This window comes from Geminicoccus sp. (assembly GCF_035556675.1).
GTDB lineage: Bacteria > Pseudomonadota > Alphaproteobacteria > Geminicoccales > Geminicoccaceae > Geminicoccus.
Genome location: NZ_DATMFZ010000166.1, coordinates 63,881 through 85,448, shown reverse-complemented (window position 1 = coordinate 85,448; position 21,568 = coordinate 63,881). Strand labels below are relative to the sequence as shown.

Annotated in this window: 19 protein-coding genes; 6 read left to right on the top strand and 13 right to left on the bottom strand. The window is 69.6% G+C overall.

Annotation, left to right across the window (positions count from 1 at the left end; translation table 11 throughout):
• The 10 genes from VNS22_RS12785 to rfbG all read right to left on the bottom strand — a co-directional run.
• Positions 1 to 375: hypothetical protein (locus tag VNS22_RS12785; protein ID WP_325732977.1), on the bottom strand; the 375-nt coding region annotated here is incomplete at its 3' end.
• Between the two features lie 96 nt (positions 376 to 471).
• A complete protein-coding gene (locus tag VNS22_RS12780; protein WP_325732976.1) occupies positions 472 to 1,758 on the bottom strand; it encodes a hypothetical protein in 1,287 nt (428 codons plus the stop codon).
• The gene (locus VNS22_RS12775) at positions 1,755 to 2,861 is read right to left on the bottom strand and encodes a glycosyltransferase family 4 protein (RefSeq protein ID WP_325732975.1); all 1,107 of its coding nucleotides are present in this window, start codon (positions 2,859 to 2,861) and stop codon (positions 1,755 to 1,757) included. Before VNS22_RS12775 ends, VNS22_RS12780 begins: the two co-directional genes overlap by 4 nt.
• Complete coding sequence (locus VNS22_RS12770; RefSeq protein WP_325732973.1) at positions 2,858 to 4,642, bottom strand: glycosyltransferase; 1,785 nt, start codon at positions 4,640 to 4,642, stop codon at positions 2,858 to 2,860. The genes VNS22_RS12775 and VNS22_RS12770 overlap by 4 nt, the downstream gene beginning before the upstream one ends.
• A gap of 2 nt (positions 4,643 to 4,644) precedes the next feature.
• Positions 4,645 to 5,766 carry a glycosyltransferase family 4 protein gene (locus tag VNS22_RS12765; protein ID WP_325732971.1) on the bottom strand — a complete coding sequence of 374 codons (1,122 nt, stop codon included), beginning with the start codon at positions 5,764 to 5,766 and terminating at the stop codon, positions 4,645 to 4,647.
• Entirely contained in the window at positions 5,763 to 6,722 is a 960-nt protein-coding gene (locus VNS22_RS12760; protein WP_325732969.1) for a glycosyltransferase, read from the bottom strand. The genes VNS22_RS12765 and VNS22_RS12760 overlap by 4 nt, the downstream gene beginning before the upstream one ends.
• 4 nt (positions 6,723 to 6,726) lie before the next feature.
• Positions 6,727 to 7,731 (bottom strand): NAD(P)-dependent oxidoreductase, encoded by a 1,005-nt coding sequence (locus VNS22_RS12755; RefSeq protein ID WP_325732967.1) that lies wholly within the window; start codon positions 7,729 to 7,731, stop codon positions 6,727 to 6,729.
• Between the two features lie 10 nt (positions 7,732 to 7,741).
• Positions 7,742 to 8,290, bottom strand: a complete 549-nt coding sequence (locus VNS22_RS12750) for a dTDP-4-dehydrorhamnose 3,5-epimerase family protein (RefSeq protein ID WP_325732965.1) — start codon at positions 8,288 to 8,290, stop codon at positions 7,742 to 7,744.
• Entirely contained in the window at positions 8,283 to 9,122 is an 840-nt protein-coding gene (locus VNS22_RS12745) for a sugar phosphate nucleotidyltransferase (RefSeq protein ID WP_325732963.1), read from the bottom strand. Before VNS22_RS12745 ends, VNS22_RS12750 begins: the two co-directional genes overlap by 8 nt.
• On the bottom strand, positions 9,109 to 10,248 hold the full coding sequence (gene rfbG, locus VNS22_RS12740; RefSeq protein ID WP_325732961.1) for a CDP-glucose 4,6-dehydratase: 1,140 nt from the start codon (positions 10,246 to 10,248) through the stop codon (positions 9,109 to 9,111). Before rfbG ends, VNS22_RS12745 begins: the two co-directional genes overlap by 14 nt.
• A gap of 195 nt (positions 10,249 to 10,443) precedes the next feature.
• Between rfbG and VNS22_RS12735 the strand changes: the two genes are divergently transcribed.
• On the top strand, positions 10,444 to 11,349 hold the full coding sequence (locus VNS22_RS12735; RefSeq protein ID WP_325732960.1) for a histone deacetylase: 906 nt from the start codon (positions 10,444 to 10,446) through the stop codon (positions 11,347 to 11,349).
• A gap of 2 nt (positions 11,350 to 11,351) precedes the next feature.
• Here the strand turns inward: VNS22_RS12735 and panC are convergent, their stop codons facing one another.
• The 3 genes from panC to VNS22_RS12720 are packed head-to-tail and all read right to left on the bottom strand — an operon-like array spanning position 11,352 to position 14,516.
• Complete coding sequence (gene panC / locus VNS22_RS12730; protein WP_325732958.1) at positions 11,352 to 12,203, bottom strand: pantoate--beta-alanine ligase; 852 nt, start codon at positions 12,201 to 12,203, stop codon at positions 11,352 to 11,354.
• Between the two features lie 4 nt (positions 12,204 to 12,207).
• Positions 12,208 to 13,035, bottom strand: a complete 828-nt coding sequence (gene panB, locus VNS22_RS12725; RefSeq protein WP_325732956.1) for a 3-methyl-2-oxobutanoate hydroxymethyltransferase — start codon at positions 13,033 to 13,035, stop codon at positions 12,208 to 12,210.
• 56 nt (positions 13,036 to 13,091) lie between these two features.
• Positions 13,092 to 14,516 (bottom strand): FAD-binding oxidoreductase, encoded by a 1,425-nt coding sequence (locus tag VNS22_RS12720; RefSeq protein ID WP_325732954.1) that lies wholly within the window; start codon positions 14,514 to 14,516, stop codon positions 13,092 to 13,094.
• A 288-nt stretch (positions 14,517 to 14,804) separates the two neighbouring features.
• On the opposite strand from VNS22_RS12720, the gene dnaK reads away from it, so the two are divergent.
• The 5 genes from dnaK to VNS22_RS12695 all read left to right on the top strand — a co-directional run bounded on the left by dnaK (position 14,805) and on the right by VNS22_RS12695 (position 21,562).
• A complete protein-coding gene (gene dnaK, locus VNS22_RS12715; protein WP_325732952.1) occupies positions 14,805 to 16,733 on the top strand; it encodes a molecular chaperone DnaK in 1,929 nt (642 codons plus the stop codon).
• 95 nt (positions 16,734 to 16,828) lie between these two features.
• Positions 16,829 to 17,968 (top strand): molecular chaperone DnaJ, encoded by a 1,140-nt coding sequence (gene dnaJ / locus VNS22_RS12710; RefSeq protein WP_325732950.1) that lies wholly within the window; start codon positions 16,829 to 16,831, stop codon positions 17,966 to 17,968.
• 36 nt (positions 17,969 to 18,004) lie between these two features.
• Positions 18,005 to 18,691, top strand: coding sequence for a glutathione S-transferase (locus tag VNS22_RS12705; RefSeq protein ID WP_325732948.1), 687 nt, complete (start codon positions 18,005 to 18,007; stop codon positions 18,689 to 18,691).
• 37 nt (positions 18,692 to 18,728) lie between these two features.
• Positions 18,729 to 19,880 (top strand): sensor histidine kinase, encoded by a 1,152-nt coding sequence (locus VNS22_RS12700; RefSeq protein ID WP_325732946.1) that lies wholly within the window; start codon positions 18,729 to 18,731, stop codon positions 19,878 to 19,880.
• A 335-nt stretch (positions 19,881 to 20,215) separates the two neighbouring features.
• Positions 20,216 to 21,562: a DEAD/DEAH box helicase gene (locus tag VNS22_RS12695; RefSeq protein ID WP_325732945.1), complete on the top strand. Its 1,347-nt coding sequence runs from the start codon at positions 20,216 to 20,218 to the stop codon at positions 21,560 to 21,562.
• Positions 21,563 to 21,568: the final 6 nt, after the last annotated feature.

The following is a 21,568-nucleotide window of genomic DNA, read 5'->3' as shown; positions in this document are numbered from 1 at the left end:
GCGGATCATGTTCGTGAAGGTGCAAAGGTCGCCGCCCAGGCTCCAGGCCCTGGGCGCGTCCGAGCACCAGGCCAGGTAGCGGAACGGGATCTCCTCGGCGCCCAGGCCGGCATAAAGCTCGACCAGATGGTTTTGCAGGGTCTTCATGTCCTGCATCAGCGTCTGGGTGTAGCAGGCCCGCTGGGTGTGCTTCATCCGGGCGAACAGCACGCCCAACGCCCCATCCAGCGTCACCGACAGATGCTCCAGCTCCAGTTCCGGCGTGCGCACCCGCCGGCCACGGAACGGGGTGACGTTCGTCCGCGCGCGCCCGAGCGGGAGTGACGAAGCAGCCTGTCGGAGCAGATCGTGCAGGTCGCGGGTCGAAACAGCCATCGGTCTTCTCCAGGCACCGGTCGTTCCATTCCTGGAGCTGCCCGGTGGCCATCTGATCCATTTCCCTCTGGCTAGATGAATAACCATCAACCTGAATCACCGACAACTATTATCGTTTCGGATTCGATTAGACTTTGGACGCAAATACTCTTGTGATTTGAATAGCATTTTAGTGATCCTGGACAGAAGCCCGACCCGGAGCCAGAAATCACCGAGGCCGACAAGCAGCACGAGTCGCAGCAGTTCCACCAGTCCGCGCAGCAGCACCACGCTCTCCAGGCCGAGCCGGGCTGCCGCCAGCAGCTGCAGTGGCCAGCCGACCGTCTGACTCACGACCTGCACCAGCGCCACCCGCCCTGCCCCGCCCCTGGCGGCCACCAGCGCCGCACGCACCGCAGTGACATGCACCAGCGCCACATAGAGTGCCGCCGGCGGCAGGAGGTCGGCTGCTGCCGACCATTGGACGCCGAACAGCCGCAGCAGGAGGCCCGGTCCCAGGATCGCCAGGGCCGCGGCCACCGTGCCGCCCAGCAGCAGGGCGTCGAGCAGGACCCGGCGGGCACGGATGGGCGCCATCGCAGCTCCCCGGGCCAGCCACCACTGGGCGGCGGCCTGGGCGCCCAGCGTGGCGGTCTGCGCGATCGTCATGGCCAGCCCGAATGCACCGGCCGCCTCGGCGCCGAGCATCCAGGCGACCGCGACAAGGTCCGCCGACAGCGCCACCTGGTTGGCCGCCGTCACCAAGAAGAACGGGATACCGGTCTCGAGCAGTTCGCGGGTGCGCAGCCGGACGCGCTCGGGCACGGGTGCCGCAGCACGGCGCCATTCGGCCGCACCGGCCAGTGCCGCGCCCGCCCAGCCGATCAGCGTCGCCAGAGCTAGGTCGCCCACTGCCAGCGGTGCCGGCAGCAGGGCGATGGCAGCCAGGAACAGGGCCGGGCGGGCCATGAGGCCGAGGTTCGCCGGCAGGGCGTTGCCGCGCACCAGGGCCACCCAGTCGAGGTTCAGGGCGATCATGGCCAGCGCCGCGGCAAGGCACAACGCAGCACCTGCCAGTTCCGGCCGCCAGACGACGGCACCGCCCACCAGCAGGACGCCGGACAGGACGAGCGGTACCAGCCGGGCGCACAGGACATCGCGCACGAGGCCCCGGCAGGCCTGGCCCAGGCGGCCGCCCTCCACCAGTGCCGCACTGCGCAGGCCCCATTCCGCCAGATGCTGACACCAGCCGAAGCCGGCGAACAGCACGAGCCAGATTCCCCATTCGGCCGGTCCCAGTGCCCGGGCCGCGAGCGTGGTGCCGGCAAGACCGATGCCGGCAGCCGCGAGCCTGGCCCCGCCGCCCACCAGGATGGCGGACAAGGCACCAGTGCGTTTGCTCACGCTCCATCCTGGACGGCGCGATAGAGGTCCAGCAGGGGTGCCATCAGGCGCTGCTCCAGGTCGCCGCCCAGCCGGTCCGAGGGGCGATAGCCGTCTTCGGCCATCAGGCGGGCTATCCCCTGCACAGCTTCTGCCAGTTCATCCGGGTCGTCCCGGCAGATCAGGCCACTGCCGGGCGCTATCCAGCGCCGCACGTCGCCGACATCACAGGTCACGACCGGGCGGTGGCGCAGCAGCGCCTCCTTCACCACGGTAGGCGAGGCCTCGTAGCGGCTGGTCACCAGCAGGAGGTCATGGGCGTCGATCAGCCGGGCGATCTGGTCATGCGGGACCAGCCCGGCCATGACGATCCGGTCGCGGACCGGGCTGTCCTGGACGCGCCGCTCCAGCCGGCCGCGCTGGCTGCCCTCGCCCGCGATCGTGAGTGTCCAGCCTTCCCCGCCCGCAGCACAGAGCCGCTCCAGCACCTCGACCGCCCGCTCGGGCTGCTTCTGATGCTCCAGGCGGCCCAGGAACAGGAGGCGCGAGCACCTCTTCGGTGCTGCGGCCGGCACTTCCGACAGCCGGGCGTGGTCGAGGGCCGCCGCCATGACCAGGGCCCCGGCAAAGGGCGGCCCGGCCACGGTCCGCGCCAGTTCCAGGCGGTCGCGATCGCTCACGCAGACCAGCCGGTCGGCCCGACGCACCGCCGCACGCTCCAGCAGCTGCATTGCCCAGCGCAACGGTCGCGCAGAACGGCCGAACAGCCCGTCCAGCACCCGGCCGCTGACATTGTGATAGGTAATCACTACCCGGCCGCGGCGCGGGCAGAGCAGGTATTTGGGCCAGGCCGCGTAGTTGCGGTGGAAATGGAGGACGTCGTCCCGGCCGATCGCGTGCCGGTTGCGCCAGAACCAGCCCCACAGCGCCAAGTACCAGCGCCCGAAATGGGAGGTGCACGAGATGTAGTCGACCTGTGGGTGCGAGCGATCCTGCAGCCGGGCCGCTACCAGCTGCCAGTCCAGGTCGGAGCCCGAAAGCGCACGGAAGATGCCGCGAAAATGCTCCGCACCACCACCCTGGTCGACCGCCAGCGGGTCGTTGGCGTAGAAGACCCGGATCACCCGCGTGCCCTCCGGCCGCCCGGCTCCGGTGCCAAACCGACCAGGCGGTCCAGGAAGCGGTCGGCGGCTTCCAGGCTCGCGTCGTTCTGCAGGACCGGGAGGTGCAGCCGGGCGGCCAGCAGCCGGTAGCAGGCGCGGCGGCGCAGGAGTTTCGGATCCATCAGCGCATCCGGCCGGCTGGTCCCGATCAGGAGCGGCTCGCGATCGACCAGCACCACGAGGGCCGGCTGCGGCAGTCCCTCGAGGAGATTGGGTGCCAGCCGCTCGACCAGCTCCGCCTCGCGGCCAGTGGCGACCGCCATGTCGACCAGCTGGTCGAGCGCGCAGCGGTCCATGACGACCAGGCCCCTCTTGGCGGCGGGGCGGATCCGCAGCTGCCGGTCCAGCCACAGGTCAAGGCGCTGCAGCCAGAGAAACGGCCCGGCCAAGCCATTGGCGAACTCGTGGACACCGATCCGCACGCCGCCCAGCACCAGCTTGCGATTGTGGCCGGTCAGGCGGGCGAGCACCAGGAGCGGCTTGCTGGTATAATTGCGGAACCGGCTCCAGACATGCGTGCTGCCCTGGCCCGCCGCGGCGAGGCGGCCCTGCAACCGCCGGAGCAGCGTGGTCTTGCCCGCACCGTCGATGCCGATCAGCGCGATGGTAGCGAGCCGAGGCGGGGTCTGCCCGGCCCAGCGATCCAGCGGCGCCACCGCCTGGGGCCAGCTCGTCCATTCCTGCACGGCGATCGGCTGGACGGCGCGGCCGCAGGCGTCACGCAGCGCAGCCACGAGCCGGGCCGGCCGATCCACCACGATGCCGCCGAAGGCCCGCGCATATTCGGCCACACCCGGCGTATCGAGCACGACCATCGGCCGCCCGGTGAGCCCGGCCTCGATCACCACCAGGGGTGCATCGGACACCGTCACCCGAAACGGCAGGAGATGGACGTCGGCCGCAGCCAAGTGCCGGCGCATTGCTTCCGCCGGCAGCATCTCGGTCACCACCTCAATGGAGGTGCGAACTGGCGAGCGCTCGACCCGGGCGAGGAAGCGGCGCATCAGGCTTGGCCGGTCGTCTGGGCGCAGGAGCAGCTGCAGCCTGGCCTCCAGCCCTGCCGCGCTTGCCCGCTCGAACGCGTCCAGCGCCAGATCGGCGCCGCGCAGCGCCAGCGGCGGGCCGCAATACAGAATGGTCGGAACCGGCGACCGGACCTGCGTCGGTACTGACGGCGGGGGCTCGACCTGCGGGCGGAGTACCAGCGAGACGCCGATGCCCATTTCGGCAAAGCGGGCGCGCGCCGCCGCCGAAACGAACACCAGGCCAGTTGCCCCGCTTTGCCGGAAGCCCTGGCGGATGAGGCAGTCCGGCAGGAATGCTGCGAGCAGCGTCAGCCGCAGCAGGTGCCGCTCGCGCCACAGATCGGCTGCGGACAGGCGGAGGACGTCGCGCGGCCGGAAGGGCTGAGCCGCCACGATCGGGAAGACCCGCGCTCCCAGGCGCAGGCGCCCGGGGCGGAGCAGTTCGTGAATGCCGATCATCACGAAGATCCGGTCAGGCGCCAGCATCACCAGGGCGTCCCGCAGCGCCGAATCGGGCGCATTGCCGGAGAACAGGCGGGGCAGCGCCACGATCCTGAATGGCTCGCCTCCTGGCGGCGAGCGGGCATCGGTCACGATGGTGACGCGCCGGCCATGCGCCAGCAGGCCCAGGGCGATGCCGCGTGCCACGTGCCAGGGCTGGCGGCGGACCCGGTCGGCCTCGAAGCCGAAGCAGACGACGACGTCGTGACCGCTCATGCTCAGGCGGCCTGGCGCAGCGGCTGCGCGATCATGTCGGCGAGCTGATCGACCATGCGGTCCCAGCCCAGTTGGCGCTCGACCGTGCGGCGGGCGAGCCTGGCCCTTGCCGCGGCCTGGTCCGGCGTCGCGAGGCAGGTGGCGATCACATGGGCCAGGGCCTCGGGCGTGCGCTCGGCCAGCACGAGTCGGGCCTCCTCACCCAACTCACGGGCGAGGCCGGTGGCGGTGGTGACCAGTGGGGTACCCAGCGCCATCGCCTCCAGCAGGGTCAGCGGGCCCGTCTCGTAATCGGCGGGGTTGACGAACAGGTCGGCTGCCCGGTGCGCCAGGATCACGTCCGGGTGCGGCAGGAAGCCATGGAAGTGCACCCGGCTGCCCAGACTCAGCCGTTCGGCATGAGCGCGCAGGTCGGCCTCCAGCGGCCCCTCGCCCACCAGGTCCAGCGTGACGTCGCCCGGCAGGCGGGCCAGCGCGTCGAGCAGCCGGAACAGCCCCTTGCGCCAGCCGAGCCTGCCGACGAACAGCAGCCGCTGGCCACCTCGCACGCGATGCTCGAACGGGAAGCGCGACAGGTCGACCCCGTTGCGCAGCACCGTCACCTTGCCGGATGCTATGCGGTAACGCTGCACGATCTCGTCCTGGACACAGCCCGCGACCGCGACGATCCGCTCGGCCCGGTCGAACCAGGCCTGCTCCATCGGCCGGGCCACCAGCCTGGCCTGGGCGCGGATCGCCCATGCCTGCCAGGAGCGCTCGGTGAACGCCTCGGTATCGGCGCCGAGCGTGCCGTGGCAGGTGACGATTACCCTCGCTTCGGTGTGCAGGAGCGGGAGGAGCGGCAGGTGGGCATGCAGGACGTCGAACGGCCCCAGCCGGTCCAGCAGGTCCTGCAGGAGCGGGCGGGTCGCCTGGTGGTGGAAGGGCCGCAGCGGGCGATGCGGCCAGTGATGGACCGGCACCTGCTCGATCAGTTGGGAGCGCACCTCGCCGAACGCCTCGCCCTTGGCCAGAACCTGCACGTCATGCCCCCGCGCGATCAGGCGGCGTGCGGTCTCCAGCACATGGCGGCCGATGCCTTCACGCGGCGGCAGCACGTTGTTGGTGACGATCGCGACCCTCATGGGCGTCCTTTCGGCGCGAAGTCGCTCCGCCAGAAGAAGTCCTGGCCGCTCAGGGCGGCAGCGACGCCTGGTGGCAGATGCCTGCCCAGCAATCCCACCCGATAGCCCGACCATTTGGCGAAGAGCGCCACCAGCGTGGCTGGAACCTGCCACGGTGCCCGCACCAAGAGGCTCAGGAGCAGCTCCGCCGCGAAGCGGCGGCCGCGTGCGTCCTCGCCGCCCTGGGCAAGCAGCAGCTCGGCATGGGCCGCACGGGTCCAGCCGATGTCGAAGTGGCGGGTGAATTCCTGGAAGGGCGTGTAGCGGTGCGAATGGCGGACCACGGCGTCGGCGACATAGGCGATCCGCTCGCCCTCCTGCAGGAGCCGGGCGACCGCGATGGTCTCCTCGCTCACCAGGGTAGGCGGAAAGCCCCCGATCCGGTCGAGCGCGGCATTGGACCAGGCGGCCCAGGCGTTGGAACAAAAATGGACGCCGCTGCCTAGCCGAGCGCGGTCGGTGGCCGAGCGCAGGTCGCTCCGGTCCGGGTAGCTGAAGGCCCGGCCAAACGCCTCGACCGGGTCGGCACCGCGGTGCGGGAGCTGGCGGCCATAGGCGCAGGCGGCCTGCCCGGTCAGTACCGGATGCACCAGCCGGCCGAGCTCGTCGGGGCTGGCCGGATAGGCATCGGGCGTGATCATCACCACGACCGCCGTGCCCAGCCGGTGCCGTGCCGCCTCGCGCGTGGCGCCATGGTTGAACGAGCGGCGCGGCACCACCCAGGTCTCGGCGCCGAGTGCCCGGGCGTGCTCCACCGTGTCGTCACCGGAGCTGGAGTTCACTACCAGGACCCGTGGCCGCAGCGGCGAAGCCAGGAGGAGCGGCAGGCTATGGTCGAGATGGGCGCGGCTGCGATGGGTGATCATGACCACCCCGACCTCGAGGCTGGCAGCCGCGCCGAACCGGTCCGGCGTCATTGGATCAGACCGTCTCGAGGCTGCGCTCGGCGATACGCAGTGCCCGCCGTCCGTGTCCGCTGCCGCCAAAGCGCTGCAGGTACCAGACCGCCAGTTCCTCGAACGCCCGGTTCGGATCGAACTCCGGATGCAGCGTCAGCGTGGGCTCGGCGTTGCAGCGGATGCGCGGCTGCTGGCCGCTCATGGCAACGCTGGCCGAGGTCCAGCGGGTCGGCACGCCCAGCAAGGGCCCGAGTGCCCTGGCGAAGCGGGCGACGAAGCTACCCACCGTCTCGACATGGCCGGACGGGCCGGCATGGTGGACGATGGCGCGGCCGTTCCAGCCATGGACCTCGCGCGCGAAGCGGGCATAGGCCAGAGCCAGCAGGTCGACATGGATATGGTCGCGCACCAGCGACGGCGTAGCCACCGTCGGCACCTGGCCGGCCAGCCAGGCCTCGGCCAGCAAGCTGGTCAGCCCGGGCTTCTCCATCGGCCCGAACGGGTGCGGGATCACGAACTTGCCCAGGCGCAGACCGCGCCGCTCCACCGCGTGGCGCACCACCTGCCAGGTGAGGGTCTTGGCCAGGCCGTAGCCGCCGATCGCGGCATGCGGGGGCTCGCCCCGGCCCTCGTCGGCCTCGAACACCGTGCCGGTGAAGATCACCGCCCGGCCGCCGCGGGCCGCGAAGCGCTCCATCACCTGGCTGATCCGGTGGGTGTCCTGGCGCAGGGCGTGGATCGCGTCGAAATCCTCGGCGCGGTGGTCGCCGACCGTGGCGCCGTGCAGACAGAGCAGGTCGAACGGTCCCTCGTTGGCCAGTAGATCGAGGAACCGGTCGGAGCCGAACGGCGCCTCGTCGACCTGGCGGACCCGCTTGGCCAGCATGGCGCCGCGCTCGCGGATCTTGGGCCCGTCCTCGGCCCGGCAGCCACGACGCGGGGCGGTCACTACCGCGCCGGCCTCGGCCAGGCGCCTCGCCATCCAGCTGCCGGTGAATGAGCTCACACCGGTCATCAGCACGCGCATCGGATCCTCCTCAGGCCGCCAGATGCCAACGCGGGTCGAAATCGGGCAGCGCCCGGTCCTTGTGGGAAAGGACCAAGGGATCCTCCGGCCAGGCGATCCCGAAGGCCGGATCGTCCCAGCGCACGCCCCGCTCCAGCACCGGCGCATGGGGATGCGAAGTGAAGTAGAGCAGCGTGGTGGCGTCCTTGGTGGTCAGGAAGCCATGGGCGCAGCCGGCCGGGATCAGCACGGCCTGGGGCAGTGCTGCGTCCAGGTGCAGGACGACGTGCCGGCCGAAGCTCGGGCTGTAGGGACGCAGGTCCAGGACCACGTCGCAGACAGCACCTGCCGTCACCGTGACGAGCTTGGTCTCCGCGGCATCGCCCAGCTGGTAGTGCAGGCCGCGCAGAGTGCCGGCTCGGACCGAGCGGGACAGGTTGGACTGCGCGGCGCCGCCCTCGAAGCCGAGCTCGGCCAGAGTAGCTCTGCAGAACAGCCGGGTGAACGAGCCACGCTCGTCCTGGCGCGGCTCCAGGTCGAAGACCCGCATGCCGGGCAGCGGCCGGTCGATCTCACGCATCGATCAGCCCTCCGAGCTGGCCGGCCCAGGGTGCGGCGCCGGTTTCCCAGAGCGCCTCGATCCTTTCCTTGTCGCGGCTGGTGTCCATGCAGGACCAGAAGCCGCCATGCTTGTGCACCTCGAGCTGGCCATCCGCGGACAGCCGCTGGAGCGGCTCGCCTTCCAGCACGCAGTCGGCGCGCTCGGACAGGTAGTCGAGCATGGCGCGGCGGAAGAAGAAGTAGCCGCCATTGATCCACTGGTCGGTCCGCTCCGGCTTCTCGACGAAGCGCGCCGGCCCGTCGGCGGACAGGTCGAGCCGCCCGAACTGGGAGGGCGGCTGCACGCCCAGCATGGTGGCCAGGCGGTCATGGGCCAGGTGGAACGCGAACTCGGCCGTCAGGTCGGCATCGGTCAGCCCGTCGCCATAGGTCACCGCGAAATGCGGGGCATCGCCCAGATAGCGCGCTGCAGCCCGGGCAATCCTGGCCCCCGTCATGGTGCCGGGCCCGGTCTGCGCCACGGTGACGTCCCAGTCCGGCCAGGCCCTGGTCTGATGCCAGGACACCGAGCGGTCGCGCAGATTCACGGTGAAGTCGGCGTTCCAGTAGTGCCACAGCCCGAAGAACTCGCCGATCACGTCGGAGCGCCAGCCCGTGCAGAGCACGAAGCGGCGAAAGCCATGTCGGCCATAGACCTCCATGATGTGCTGGAGCATCGGCCGGTCACCGATCTCCACCATGGGCTTGGGCCGGTCGGCCGCCAGATGGCCCAGGCGCGTGCCGAGACCGCCGCACAGGATGAAGACGGGAACGTCGGCAGGGACGGGATGGAAGGGGTCAGGCCGCTTCATGCTGGCTGGTCCTGGCAACGGCATGGGTCATGAGGTCGACGAGTTCGCCTTCGGCGGGCCGAGCATCGTGGTCCTGCAGCCGCGCGTGGTAGCGGGCGATCTGGTCGGCGAGCCAGCTCGTGTCGCCGGCGCCGTGCAGCCGCTTGTAGCCCTGAGCCGTCCAGCGCAGCGCCTCGGCCATGCCGAGCTGCGGCTGCCAGCCGAGGCGACGGCGGGCACGGCTGGTCTGCAGGCGCAGGAGCGCCTCCTCCTGGACCGGCAACGGCGGCGCGTTCTCCCAGCCCTGGATGCCGAAGGCGCTGGCCAGCGCATCGGCGATGGCGCCCACCGTCCACTCGCTCCCGGCCTCTGGCCCGAAGTTCCACGACGTGCTGTACATCTCCGGCCGCTGGTGCAGCAGCTCGGCCAGGCGCAGATAGCCCGCCACCGCGTCCAGCACGTGCTGCCAGGGCCTAACCGCCTCCGGGCTGCGCAGCCTGGGCAGTTCGCCCCTCAGGAAGGCGCGGGCTAGGTCGGGCACCAGGCGGCTCGGCGCGAAGTCACCGGCGCCGAACACGTTGCCGGCGCGGGCCGAGGCGATTCCGCAGGTGAAGCTGCCCGGGAAGTAGGCGGCGCGAAAGCACTGGATCGCGATCTCGGCGCAGGCCTTGGACGCGCCATAGGCCTCGTGGCCGCCCAAGGGGTCGTCCTCGGCGCAGATCCGACGCTGGTCGAGATAGCATTTGTCCGAGGTGACCAGGACCGCGGCGCGCACGCTGCTTACCCGGCGGATCGCGTCGAGCATCGCGACCGTGCCCATCACGTTGGTGCGGAACGTGCCGACCGGATCGTCGAAGCCCTGCCGCAGGATGGCCTGGCCGGCCAGGTGGAACACGATCTCCGGGCGGACCCGCGCCACCACCTCGCACAGTGCCGCGACGTCGGCGACGTCACCCTCCAAATGCTCGATGCGCAGGGCCAGGCCCGAGGCGGCGAACAGCGACGGATCGGTCGGCGAGGCCTTGCCGAAGCCGGTCACCACCGCACCCATCTGCTGGAGCCAGGCGGCGAGCCAGGTACCCTTGAAGCCGGTATGACCGGTGACCAGGACCCGGCGACCTATCCAGAAACGCTGATCGATCCCCATCTATATCTCTCCGGCACGGGAGGGCGCGGCGTGGCTGAGCCGGCAGCGCGTTACTCAACCATTGCGTTAGTTCTGACTCGTTATCGCGAGGAATGCGAGCGGAAAAGACGGGCGGTTGTGCGCAATTGGCTCGCCATTTGCAGGCAGATCTGCGATCGCTTTTGCTGCATAAGATGAGATCGGCGTTTTAAAGCATTGACCTACAAGATCGTTGCTCATCCGGACTATTCGGTGGCGGTCCCGGCCGGGCACCGGTTCCCCATGCCGAAATATGTACGAATGTCACAGCGGCTGGCCCTGGACGATCCCTGGCTGGCCGACCGGCTGGTGGCGCCACGCTTGGCCGAGCGCAGCTGGCTCCTGCGCGCGCACACGCCTGACTGGGTCGATGCGGTGCTGAGCGCCAACGTCGCGGCCGCCGACGAGCGGCGGCTGGGCTTCACCGTCGACGCACCGCTGGCCCGCCGGGCGCGAGCTGCCACCGGCGGCACGCTGCTGGCGGCGCGGCTGGCGCTGGAGGACGGATTTGCCGCCAACACCGCGGGCGGCAGCCACCATGCCCACCATGCCGGCGGCGCGGGTTTTTGCGTGTTCAACGATGTGGCGGTGGCAGCCCGGGTGCTGCACGACGAGGGCGCCGTCCGCAGGGTCATGGTGATCGACCTGGACGTGCACCAGGGCGACGGCACCGCCGATGTCCTGGCCGGCGATCCGGACATGTTCACTCTGTCGGTGCATTGCCGGGCCAACTATCCGGCCCGCAAGCAGCAGAGCAGCCTCGACCTGGCGCTCGACCCGGACACGGGCGACGCAGCCTACCTGGCCCTGCTGGAGCAACTGGTCCCGACGGTGCTGGACCGGCACCGCCCGGACCTGGTGTTCTACAATGCCGGGGTCGACCCGCATGTCGACGACCGGCTGGGCCGCCTGGCGCTCACCGACCAGGGCCTGCTCGCCCGCGAGCGCCTGGTGCTCCATCATTGCCGGCAGCGGGCGATCCCGCTCGCGGGCGTGATGGGCGGCGGCTACGACCAGGACCTGGACCGGCTGGTCGCCCGCCACGCCCTGCTCCATGTGGCCGCGCGGGAGCTGTTCGGCTGAATTCAGCCGCCAGCTATCCGCACCGCCATGTTGTCGAGCAGGCGCACGCTGCCGAGCCTCGCCGCTGCCAGCAGCCGCGCCTCACCGCCCTGCCCGTCGGGCCAGGGCTGTAGGCTGGCGGGCTCGACCAGGGCCAGATAGTCCGGCGCGAAGCCGGCCGCCTGCAGGCTCGCCAGCGCCTGGGCCAGCACCAGGCCGGCAGGCTCCCCCGCAGCGAGCCGCCCCACCACCGACAGGAGCGTGTCCGGCAGATGGCGAGCCCGCGCCCGTTCCTCCGCGGTCAGGCGCAGGTTGCGCGACGAGCAGGCCAGCCCGTCCGGCTCGCGCACCGTGGGATGACCCTGGATCGTGATCGGCAGGTCCAGGTCCAGCACCATGCGCCGGATCACCTGGAGCTGCTGCCAGTCCTTCTCGCCGAACACGGCGAGGTCCGCCCCGGTCTGGTGGAACAATTTCGCGCACACCGTGGCCACGCCCCGGAAGTGCCCGGGCCGCGCCCTGCCCTCGAAGCCTTCCGCCGGCCCGGCCACCTCGATTCTGGTAGCACCGCCCGGCGGGTACATGACCGAGACGTCCGGCATCCACACCAGGTCGCACCCGGCGGATTCGAGCTTGGCGAGGTCGCCGGCCTGGTCGCGCGGATAGAGCGCCAGATCCTCGCCGGGGCCGAACTGGAGCGGATTGACGAAGATCGACGCCACCACGCCCTGGCAGGAAGTCCGGGCGGCCGCCACCAGCGCCAGATGGCCCTGGTGCAGGGCGCCCATGGTCGGCACCAGGCCGAGCCGGCCGCCGCTGCCGCGCAGCTCACGCACCGCCTGCCGCAGTTCCGCGAGATCATGGACGACCCGCATGGGGTCAGCCGTCCGAGGCCGGCATGCCGACGCAATGCTCGGCCGCCGGGAACCTGCGCGCGCGCACGTCGGCCGCATAGGCGGCCGCCGCCTGGTCGATCGCCTGGCCGAGCATGGCATAGCGCCTGACAAAGCGCGGCGTGAAGTCGGCGAACAGGCCCAGCACGTCCTCGCTCACCAGGATCTGCCCGTCACAGGCCGGCGAGGCGCCGATGCCGATGGTCGGCACGGCCAGCCGCGCCGTGATCGCCCGGGCCACCGGCTCGAGCGTGCCCTCGATCACGACCGCGAAGGCGCCGGCCTCGGCGATCGCCACGGCATCCGCCTCGACCCTGGCCGCCTCCTCGCCCCGCCCCACCGTGCGGAAGCCGCCATGGCCATGGACCTGCTGCGGCTTCAGGCCGACATGGCCCAGCACCGGGATGCCCCGCTCGACCAGGAACGCCACGGTCGGCGCCATCTCGACCCCGCCCTCCAGCTTGACGGCCGACGCGTCGGTCTCGGCCATCACCCTGGCCGCGGTGCGGTACGCCTGGGCGGGGCTTTCCCCGTAGCTGCCGAACGGCAGGTCCACCACCACGCAGGCGCGCTCGCTGCCGCGCATCACCGCCTGGCCATGCCGGATCATCATCTCGACGCTGACGCCCAAGGTCGTCTTCATGCCGTAGACGACCATGCCCAGCGAATCGCCGACCAGCAGCAGGTCGCAATGGGGATCCAGCGCCCGCGCCATCGGCGTCGTATAGGCAGTCAGCGCCACGATCGGCTGGTCGCCCGACCATTGCTGGATCTGCCGCGCGGTGATCCGCTTCGTCTTGTTGCTGACGCTCATCGTTGGCTGCTTCTGTTCGGGCCCTAGAAAGGCGGATGGACCAGGTGCGGTGGAGATTACTCCATCCGCAGCACCTTGCCCGGGTTCATGATGTTGTCCGGATCAAGGGCCCGCTTGATCTTGCGCATCACCTCGACCGCCGGTCCGTGCTCCTTCTCGACCTTCTCGATCTTGCCCATGCCGACGCCGTGCTCGCCGGTGCAGGTGCCGCCCATGGCCAGCGCCCGATCGACCAGCCGGTCGTTCACCGCCTTGCAGCGCAGATATTCCTCCGAGCCCTCCTCGTCATAGAGCAGGCCCAGATGGAAGTTGCCGTCGCCGGCATGGCCCACGATCAGCGGCAGGAGCCCCTGCGATTCGAGGTCGATCCGGGTCGCCTCGATCAGCCCGGCGAGCTGGCTGATCGGCACGCACACATCGGTCGACCAGACCTTCACGCCCGGCCGGATCGCGCAGGTCGCGTGGTACACGTCGTGGCGCGCCGCCCACAGCCGGTTGCGCTCCTCCAGGCTGGCCGCCCAGCGGAAGTCGCCGCCGCCGCACTCCGCAGCGATCGCCTGGGCGAGCTCGGCCTGCTCCTGCGCCCCGGCCGTGGTGCCGTGGAACTCGTAGAAGAGATGCGGGGCGAGCTCGAAGCCTTCCAGCTTATTGTAGCGGACCACCGCCTCCAGCTGCGCCGCACTCATCAGCTCGATGCGCGCCACCGGAATGCCGGACTGGATGGTCATGATCACCGCCTCGGCCGCGGCCTCGACCGAGGGGAAGCTGCAGACCGCGGCCGTGATCGATTCCGGGATGCCGTAGAGCTTGAGGCGCAGTTCGGTGATGATGCCGAGCGTGCCTTCCGAGCCTACGTAGAGCCGGGTCAGATCGTAGCCGGCCGAGGACTTCTTGGCCCGCCCGCCGGTCCTAATCACCTGCCCGTCCGGCAGCACCACGGTCAGGCCCAGCACGTTCTCCTTCATCGTGCCGTAGCGGACCGCGTTGGTACCGGACGCCCGGGTGGCGGCCATGCCGCCCAGCGAGGCGTCGGCACCGGGGTCGATCGGGAAGAACAGGCCGGTATCACGCAGATGGGTGTTGAGCTGCTTGCGGGTGACGCCGGCCTGGACCAGCACGTCCAGGTCTTCGGCATGGACCTCCAGCACCTGGTTCATGCCGGACAGGTCGATGCAGATCCCGCCCTTGAGGGCTGCTAGATTGCCCTCCAGCGCCGTGCCCGTGCCGAACGCGATCACCGGCACCTTGTGCTCCGCGCACAGGGTCACGGCCTCGGCGACTTCGTCCGTGGACTGGGCAAAGAACACCGCATCCGGCGGCACGCCCAGGTGATGCCCCTCGCTGAGCCCATGTCGCGCCAGTATGTCCTTGTTGGTGGAGAGCCGGTCGCCAAACCGGGCGCGCAACGCCTCGATCACCAGCATTGCGTTCGGGCTCCTCGTCACCATCTCCACTCCCACGACCACGTCGACGCCGGGCATCCGCCCCTTCTGCGGCCGGCAACCTACCGCCGGGCGGGCCCAAGGGCCAGCGACCGAACACAGGATGGTGGCCCTTGGGGCACACCGGCACCGACGGGGCCGTTCAACGGGAACGTAGAGGCGAAAAAGGCCGGATCCGATGGCTGGCAGGTCGGTTGCGGTGCCGATACCGCTTACTTATATGCTGGCCAGTCGAGCGTCCTGCTGCCCAATGCCCGCTCACCTCGTGCCGGGCGCGTTCGAAACATCCTATGCGAAGTCTCTTCGCCTGATGCGCGAGAGGAAGGTATGAGCAAAATCATCGGTATCGATCTCGGGACCACCAACAGCTGCGTTGCCATCATGGAAGGCAAGAACGCGCGGGTGATCGAGAACGAAGAAGGCATGCGCACGACGCCGTCCATGGTGGCCTATACCGAGGACGACGAGATCCTGGTAGGAATGTCGGCCAAGCGTCAGGCCGTCACTAATCCCACCAACACGGTTTTTGCCGTCAAGCGCCTGATCGGCCGCCGCTTCGATGACCCGATTGTCCAGAAGGACGTCGGGATGGTGCCCTATAAGATTGCACGCGCCGACAATGGCGACGCCTGGGTCGAAACCCGTGGCAGGAAGATGGCGCCGGCGCAGGTTTCCGCCGAGATTCTGAAGAAGATGAAGCAGACCGCCGAGCGCCATCTCGGCACCACCGTCGACAAGGCGGTGATCACGGTCCCTGCCTATTTCAACGACAGCCAGCGCCAGGCCACCAAGGACGCGGGCAAGATCGCGGGCCTGGAAGTCCTGCGCATCATCAACGAGCCGACCGCCGCGGCGCTGGCCTACGGCCTGGACAAGGGCAAGAACCAGACGATCGCGGTCTATGACCTGGGCGGCGGCACGTTCGACGTGTCGGTCCTGGAGATCGGCGACGGCGTGTTCGAGGTGAAGTCCACCAACGGCGACACCTTCCTGGGCGGTGAGGACTTCGACCTCCGGGTGATCGACTACCTGGCCGACGAGTTCAAGAAGGAGAACGGCATCGATCTCCGGAAGGACAAGCTGGCCCTGCAGCGCCTGAAGGAAGCGGCCGAGAAGGCCAAGATCGAGCTGTCGACCGCGCAGCAGACCGAGGTGAACCTGCCGTTCATCACGGCCGATGCGTCGGGCCCCAAGCACCTGACCATCAAGATCTCGCGCTCCAAGCTCGAGATGCTGGTGGACGACCTGATCGAGCGCACCATCGAGCCCTGCAAGAAGGCGCTCAAGGATGCCGGTCTGTCGGCGAACCAGATCGAGGAGGTGATCCTGGTCGGCGGTCAGACCCGCATGCCCAAGGTCATCGAGAAGGTCCGCCAGTTCTTCGGCAAGGAGCCGAACAAGTCGGTCAACCCCGACGAGGTCGTGGCCGTGGGTGCGGCGATCCAGGGCGGCGTCTTGTCCGGCGACGTGAAGGACGTGCTGCTCCTCGACGTGACCCCGCTGTCGCTGGGCATCGAGACGCTGGGTGGCGTGTTCACCCGGATCATCGACCGCAACACGACCATCCCGACCAAGAAGTCCCAGGTGTTCTCCACCGCCGAGGACAACCAGAACGCGGTCACCATCCGGGTCTTCCAGGGTGAGCGCGAACTGGCGGCGCAGAACAAGCTGCTGGGCCAGTTCGACCTGGTGGGCATCCCGCCGGCCCCGCGCGGCATGCCGCAGATCGAGGTGACCTTCGACATCGACGCGAACGGCATCGTGAACGTCTCGGCGAAGGACAAGGCCACCAACAAGGAGCAGCAGATCCGCATCCAGGCGTCCGGCGGCCTCAGCCAGGACGAGATCGAGCGGATGGTCCGGGAAGCGGCGGAGAACGCCGAGGAGGACAAGAAGCGCAAGGCGGTGATCGAGGCGAAGAACCAGGCCGACAGCGTGGTCTACCAGACCGAGAAGTCGCTGAAGGACTATGGCGAGCATCTGGAGGCCGGCGACCGCCAGGCGATCGAGACGGCGCTGGCCGACCTGAAGGGCTCGCTGGAAAGCGAGGACCCCGACCTGCTCAAGGCCAAAACCGAGACCTTGCAGCAGGCGGCCATGAAGCTGGGCGAGGCCATGTACAAGGCCAGCCAGGGCCAGGGTGGCAGCGATGCCGGTAGTGGTCCTAGCGGCGGTGCCGATGCCCGTCCCGCCGAGGAAGGTGTCGTCGACGCCGAGTTCGAGGAAGTCGACGACAGCAAGAAGCGGTCCGCGTGACCCTTCGGGTTTAGCAGAAACTGACGTGGCGGCGTCGGGCAGGTAGCCCGGCGCCGTCGCCGTGATGAGCATTGCCGGGATCGACGAGCGAGCAGATGGCCAAGCGCGATTATTATGAAGTCCTGGGGCTCCAGAAGGGCGCGTCGCCAGACCAGATCAAGAGCGCCTTTCGCAAGCTGGCCAAGCAGTACCATCCCGACAGCAACAACGGCGACGTCAAGGCCGAGGCCAAGTTCAAGGAAATCAACGAGGCCTACGAGGTCCTGAAGGACGAGCAGAAGCGCGCGGCCTACGACCAGATGGGCCACGCCGCCTTCCAGCAGGGCATGGGCGGCGGCGGCCGCGGTGGGCCAGGCTTCGACTATTCCTCCTTCTCCGACGTGTTCGACGACCTGTTCGGCGAAATGATGGGCGGGCGGCGCTCGAGCGGCCGGGGTGCCGACCTGCGCTATGACCTGACGATCGAGCTGGAGGAGGCCTTCACCGGCAAGAAGGCGCAGATCCGGGTGCCGACCTCGGTCGCCTGCGAGGCCTGCAAGGGCTCCGGCGCCGAGCCCGGCACCCAGCCCGCCACCTGCCCCACCTGCCGGGGCAATGGCCGGATCCGCCGGGCGCAGGGCTTCTTCTCGGTCGAGCAGACCTGCATGACCTGCCAGGGCAGTGGCCGGATCATCCCCAACCCCTGCAAGACCTGCGGCGGCAAGGGTGCGGTGCGCCAGGAGAAGACCCTGGCGGTCACCATCCCGGCCGGCGTCGACGACGGCATGAAGATCCGCCTGTCGGGCAATGGCGAGGCCGGCATGCGGGGTGCGCCGGCGGGCGACCTCTACATCTTCCTCCATGTGGCGCCGCACCGCTTCTTCCAGCGCGACGGCATGAACATCCACTGCCGGGTGCCGATCCCGATGTACACGGCCGCCCTTGGCGGCCAGATCGAGGTGCCCTCCATCGAGGGCAAGCGCCTGGCGGTCACCATCCCGGCCGGCACCCAGTCCGGCCGGCAGATCCGGCTGCGCGGCAAGGGCATGACCGAGCTGCAGGGCCATGGCCGCGGCGACATGCATGTCGAGCTGTTCGTCGAGACCCCGGTCAACCTGACCAAGCGCCAGATCGAGCTCCTGCAGGAGTTCGACCGGGCCGGCGTGTCCGAGGACGGGCAGGACGGTGGCCATCATCCCGAGAGCGAGGGCTTCTTCCAGCGGGTCAAGGACTTCTGGAACGGGCTGCGCGACTGAACGCGATCGGATCTAGCGGGCTGAGTGGAGGCCGGCATGTACGAGTTGTGGATCGCCAACAAGAACTTCTCGTCCTGGTCGCTGCGCCCCTGGGTGCTGATGCGCGGGCTCGGCATCGAGTTCGAGGAGCGCCAGGTCGAGTTCGGCCCCGGCTCCAACTGGCCGGCCTTCCGCGCCTTCTCGCCCACCGGCCAGGTTCCCGCCTTGCGCGATGGCGACCTGACGGTGTGGGAATCGCTGGCCATCGTCGAGTACTTGGCCGAGCGCCATGAGGGCATCTGGCCGGGCGAGGCAAAGGCACGTGCCTGGGCACGCTCTGCTGCCGCGGAGATGCATGCCGGCTTTGCCGAGCTGCGCAGCCGTTGCCCGATGAGCGTCGGCCATCGCGTCGAGCTGGCCCAGCGTCCGCCAGAACTGGAACGTGATCTCGCCCGGCTCGACGAGCTGTGGAACGAGGGCATCCACCGCTTCGGTGGCCCGTTCCTGGCGGGTGCCGCCTTCACCGCCGTGGACGCCTTCTTCGCGCCGGTCGCGTTCCGCGCCCAGACCTATGGGCTCCGGTTCACCGGTGCGGCCGCGAGCTATCCGGCGCACCTGCTGGAACTCCCGGCGATGCGCGCATGGGCCGAAGAGGCCCTGGCCGAGCCCTGGCGGGAACCTGGCCACGAGGCCCAGGTCGCAGCGACCGGGACGATCACCGCCGACCTGCGCGCATCCGTCTAGGTCCTTCCAACCGGATCCTTCTGCGGAGCACCGGCCGATGCAGGTGTCGGAGTTCGAGCAGCGCCTGGCACAGCAGGCGCTCATCGCCGAGTTCGGCCGCTACGCTCTGAAGAACCAGGACCTTGGCGCGATTCTGGCGGAAGCGGTCCGGATCGCGGCCGATGGCCTCGGCACGTGCTTTGCCAAGGTCTTGCAATGGCTCCCCGACGAGAATGCCTTCCTCCTGCGCGAGGGGATCGGCTGGCGCCCGGGCGTGGTGGGCAACGCCAGGATCGGCGGCGATCTCGCCTCGCCGGCCGGCTACGCCTTCAAGACCTGCATGCCGGTGATCTCCAATCATCTGGCGGAAGAGCAGCGGTTCCGCACGCCGGAGCTCATGGCCGAACATGGCGTGCGGCGCGCGATCAACGTGATCATCCGCGGCGAAGGCGCGGCCTTCGGCGTGCTCGAGGCCGACAGCCGCGATCCCGGCACGTTCAGCCCGCACGACATCAACTTCCTGCAGGCGCTGGCCAACACGCTGGGCGTCGCGATCGACAAGGAGCACGCACGGGTCGAGCGGGAGGCGTTGATCGAGCAGAAGGATCTGCTGCTGCGCGAGATCGACCACCGGGTGAAGAACAGCCTGGCCCTGGTGGCCGGCCTGCTCGGCATGCAGGAACGCAGTGCCTGCTCGGCCGAAGCCAAGGCGATGCTCGCCGCGGCCTCGGCCAGGCTGATGAGCATCGCCCGCATCCACGAGCAGCTCTACCGAAGCGCCGACATCGCGAGCGTGGCGTTCGACGACTACCTGGCCGGGCTGTGCGACGACGTGATCGCCTCACTCAGCCAGCCCGAGCAGGTGACCTTCACGCTCGAGGCCGACCGCGTCGTCCTGCCGACCGACCAGGCGGCCCGGCTCGGCCTGATCGCGGTCGAGCTGCTGACCAACGCACTGAAGCACGCCTGCCGCCCCGGCCAGCGCACCAGAATCCGCCTCGACTGCCGGCAGGAGGACGGCGGGCTCCGGCTCGCCATCTCCGACAACGGCCCTGGCCTGCCGGAAGGCTTCGATCCGGCAAGATCGCGCGGGCTTGGCCTGCGGCTGGTCCGCTCGCTGGTCCAGCAGCTCGACGGAACACTGGAAACGGACCGGCCGAAGGACGGCGCCCGTTTCCGGGTCTGGGTGAATGAAACGGGCAGCGCCTGAGCCTGCGCCCTCGGTGGCCGGGCAGCGTCACCATCCATGCCACCATCCATGACTGCATGCCACCCATGCCCAGGACTGCCGTCCGCAGGCTTGCATGGAGGCACTGCAACATCATATAGCAATCACGTGCAGAGCGCGCCGTCAGCCGGTCCGCTCGACCAGGGCCGCGTGTAAGATCCTGCAGCTTGCAGGATACTCCCTTGTCTAACGCACCCCCTCCCTAGAGCGACCGATTCACGCGGGTCGTTGCCGACCCTCAACCCGTCCGGATGGGCACGCCGGTGGCGCGCCTCCCGAGAGGCTGGACCATGTCGTCCAGCCAGAAAGCACAACTGTTGTCCGATTTCGTTTCCCTTGGCCTTGCTGCTCCCATCCTCGAGGCTCTCGCCGCCGAGGGCTACACTTCCCCCACCCCGATCCAGACCCGTGCCATCCCGCAGGTGCTGGACGGCCGTGACTTGCTGGGCATCGCCCAGACCGGCACCGGCAAGACCGCTGCCTTTGCCCTGCCCATCCTCCACCAGCTGGCCGGTTCGCCCCGGGCCCGCCGGCCGCGCAACGTCCGCTGCCTGGTGCTGAGCCCGACCCGTGAGCTGGCTGCCCAGATCGAGCAGAGCTTCCGCGCCTATGGCCGCAAGCTGCGCCTGTCCTCGGGCGTGGTGTTCGGCGGCTCGCCGCTCGGCCGCCAGGAGCGGATGCTGGCCCCTGGCCTGGACATCCTGGTCGCCACGCCCGGCCGCCTGCTCGACCTGATCGACCGCCGCGCGCTGACCATCGAGAATGTCGAGATCCTGGTGCTGGACGAGGCCGACCAGATGCTCGACCTGGGCTTCATCCACGCCCTGCGCCGCATCGTGAAGATGCTGCCCAAGGAGCGGCAGACCCTGTTCTTCTCGGCGACCATGCCGCAGAGCATCGCCACGCTGGCGCGCGAGTACCTGAACGACCCGGTCAAGGTCGAGGTCACCCCGGTCGCGACCACGGCCGAGCGGGTCGACCACCGGGTGATCCCGGTGCATGGCCCCGACAAGCCGTCGGTGCTGCGCACCCTGCTCGGTGACGAGAGCGTGCAGCGCAGCCTGGTCTTCTCCCGCACCAAGCATGGTGCCGACAAGATCGTGCGCTACCTCGAGCAGTCCGGGATCGCCGCGGCGGCCATCCATGGCAACAAGTCGCAGGGCCAGCGCGAGCGGGCGCTCAACGCGTTCCGCCGGGGCGACCTGCCGGTGCTGGTCGCGACCGACATCGCCGCGCGCGGCATCGACGTCGACGGTGTGAGCCATGTGATCCAGTACGACCTGCCGGACGTGCCGGAGACCTATGTCCACCGGATTGGCCGCACCGCCCGCGCCGGTGCCACCGGCGTCGCGATCGCGCTGTGCGCTCCGGACGAGCGGGGCAACCTGCGCGACATCGAGCGGCTGACCCGCTCACGCGTGCCGCTCATGGACATGCCGAAGATCGAGCCGTCCTCCGTGCGCTACGGCGACATCGTCCAGAGCGAGCAGGACGCCGCTCCGCGCCGGAGCGGGCCCGGCTCGTTCCGGAGCAATGGCGCCCCGACCCCTGGCCGGCGCTCGGCCGATGGTCGCCCGCCCTACCGGGCCGAACCCCGTCAGGGCCAGCGCAGCGGCGGCGGTGGCTATCGTGGTGCGCGCAGCAGCGGCTATGCCGGCGGCTGATCGCCC

Coding starts and splice junctions, on each gene's coding strand:
- VNS22_RS12770 (WP_325732973.1), bottom strand. CDS start 4,642: ATGAGCGGTCACGACGTCGTCGTCTGCTTCGGCTTCGAGGCCGACCGG.
- VNS22_RS12765 (WP_325732971.1), bottom strand. CDS start 5,766: ATGAGGGTCGCGATCGTCACCAACAACGTGCTGCCGCCGCGTGAAGGC.
- VNS22_RS12760 (WP_325732969.1), bottom strand. CDS start 6,722: ATGACGCCGGACCGGTTCGGCGCGGCTGCCAGCCTCGAGGTCGGGGTG.
- VNS22_RS12755 (WP_325732967.1), bottom strand. CDS start 7,731: ATGCGCGTGCTGATGACCGGTGTGAGCTCATTCACCGGCAGCTGGATG.
- VNS22_RS12750 (WP_325732965.1), bottom strand. CDS start 8,290: ATGCGTGAGATCGACCGGCCGCTGCCCGGCATGCGGGTCTTCGACCTG.
- VNS22_RS12745 (WP_325732963.1), bottom strand. CDS start 9,122: ATGAAGCGGCCTGACCCCTTCCATCCCGTCCCTGCCGACGTTCCCGTC.
- rfbG (WP_325732961.1), bottom strand. CDS start 10,248: ATGGGGATCGATCAGCGTTTCTGGATAGGTCGCCGGGTCCTGGTCACC.
- panC (WP_325732958.1), bottom strand. CDS start 12,203: ATGCGGGTCGTCCATGATCTCGCGGAACTGCGGCAGGCGGTGCGTGAG.
- panB (WP_325732956.1), bottom strand. CDS start 13,035: ATGAGCGTCAGCAACAAGACGAAGCGGATCACCGCGCGGCAGATCCAG.
- VNS22_RS12720 (WP_325732954.1), bottom strand. CDS start 14,516: ATGCCCGGCGTCGACGTGGTCGTGGGAGTGGAGATGGTGACGAGGAGC.
- dnaK (WP_325732952.1), top strand. CDS start 14,805: ATGAGCAAAATCATCGGTATCGATCTCGGGACCACCAACAGCTGCGTT.
- dnaJ (WP_325732950.1), top strand. CDS start 16,829: ATGGCCAAGCGCGATTATTATGAAGTCCTGGGGCTCCAGAAGGGCGCG.
- VNS22_RS12705 (WP_325732948.1), top strand. CDS start 18,005: ATGTACGAGTTGTGGATCGCCAACAAGAACTTCTCGTCCTGGTCGCTG.
- VNS22_RS12700 (WP_325732946.1), top strand. CDS start 18,729: ATGCAGGTGTCGGAGTTCGAGCAGCGCCTGGCACAGCAGGCGCTCATC.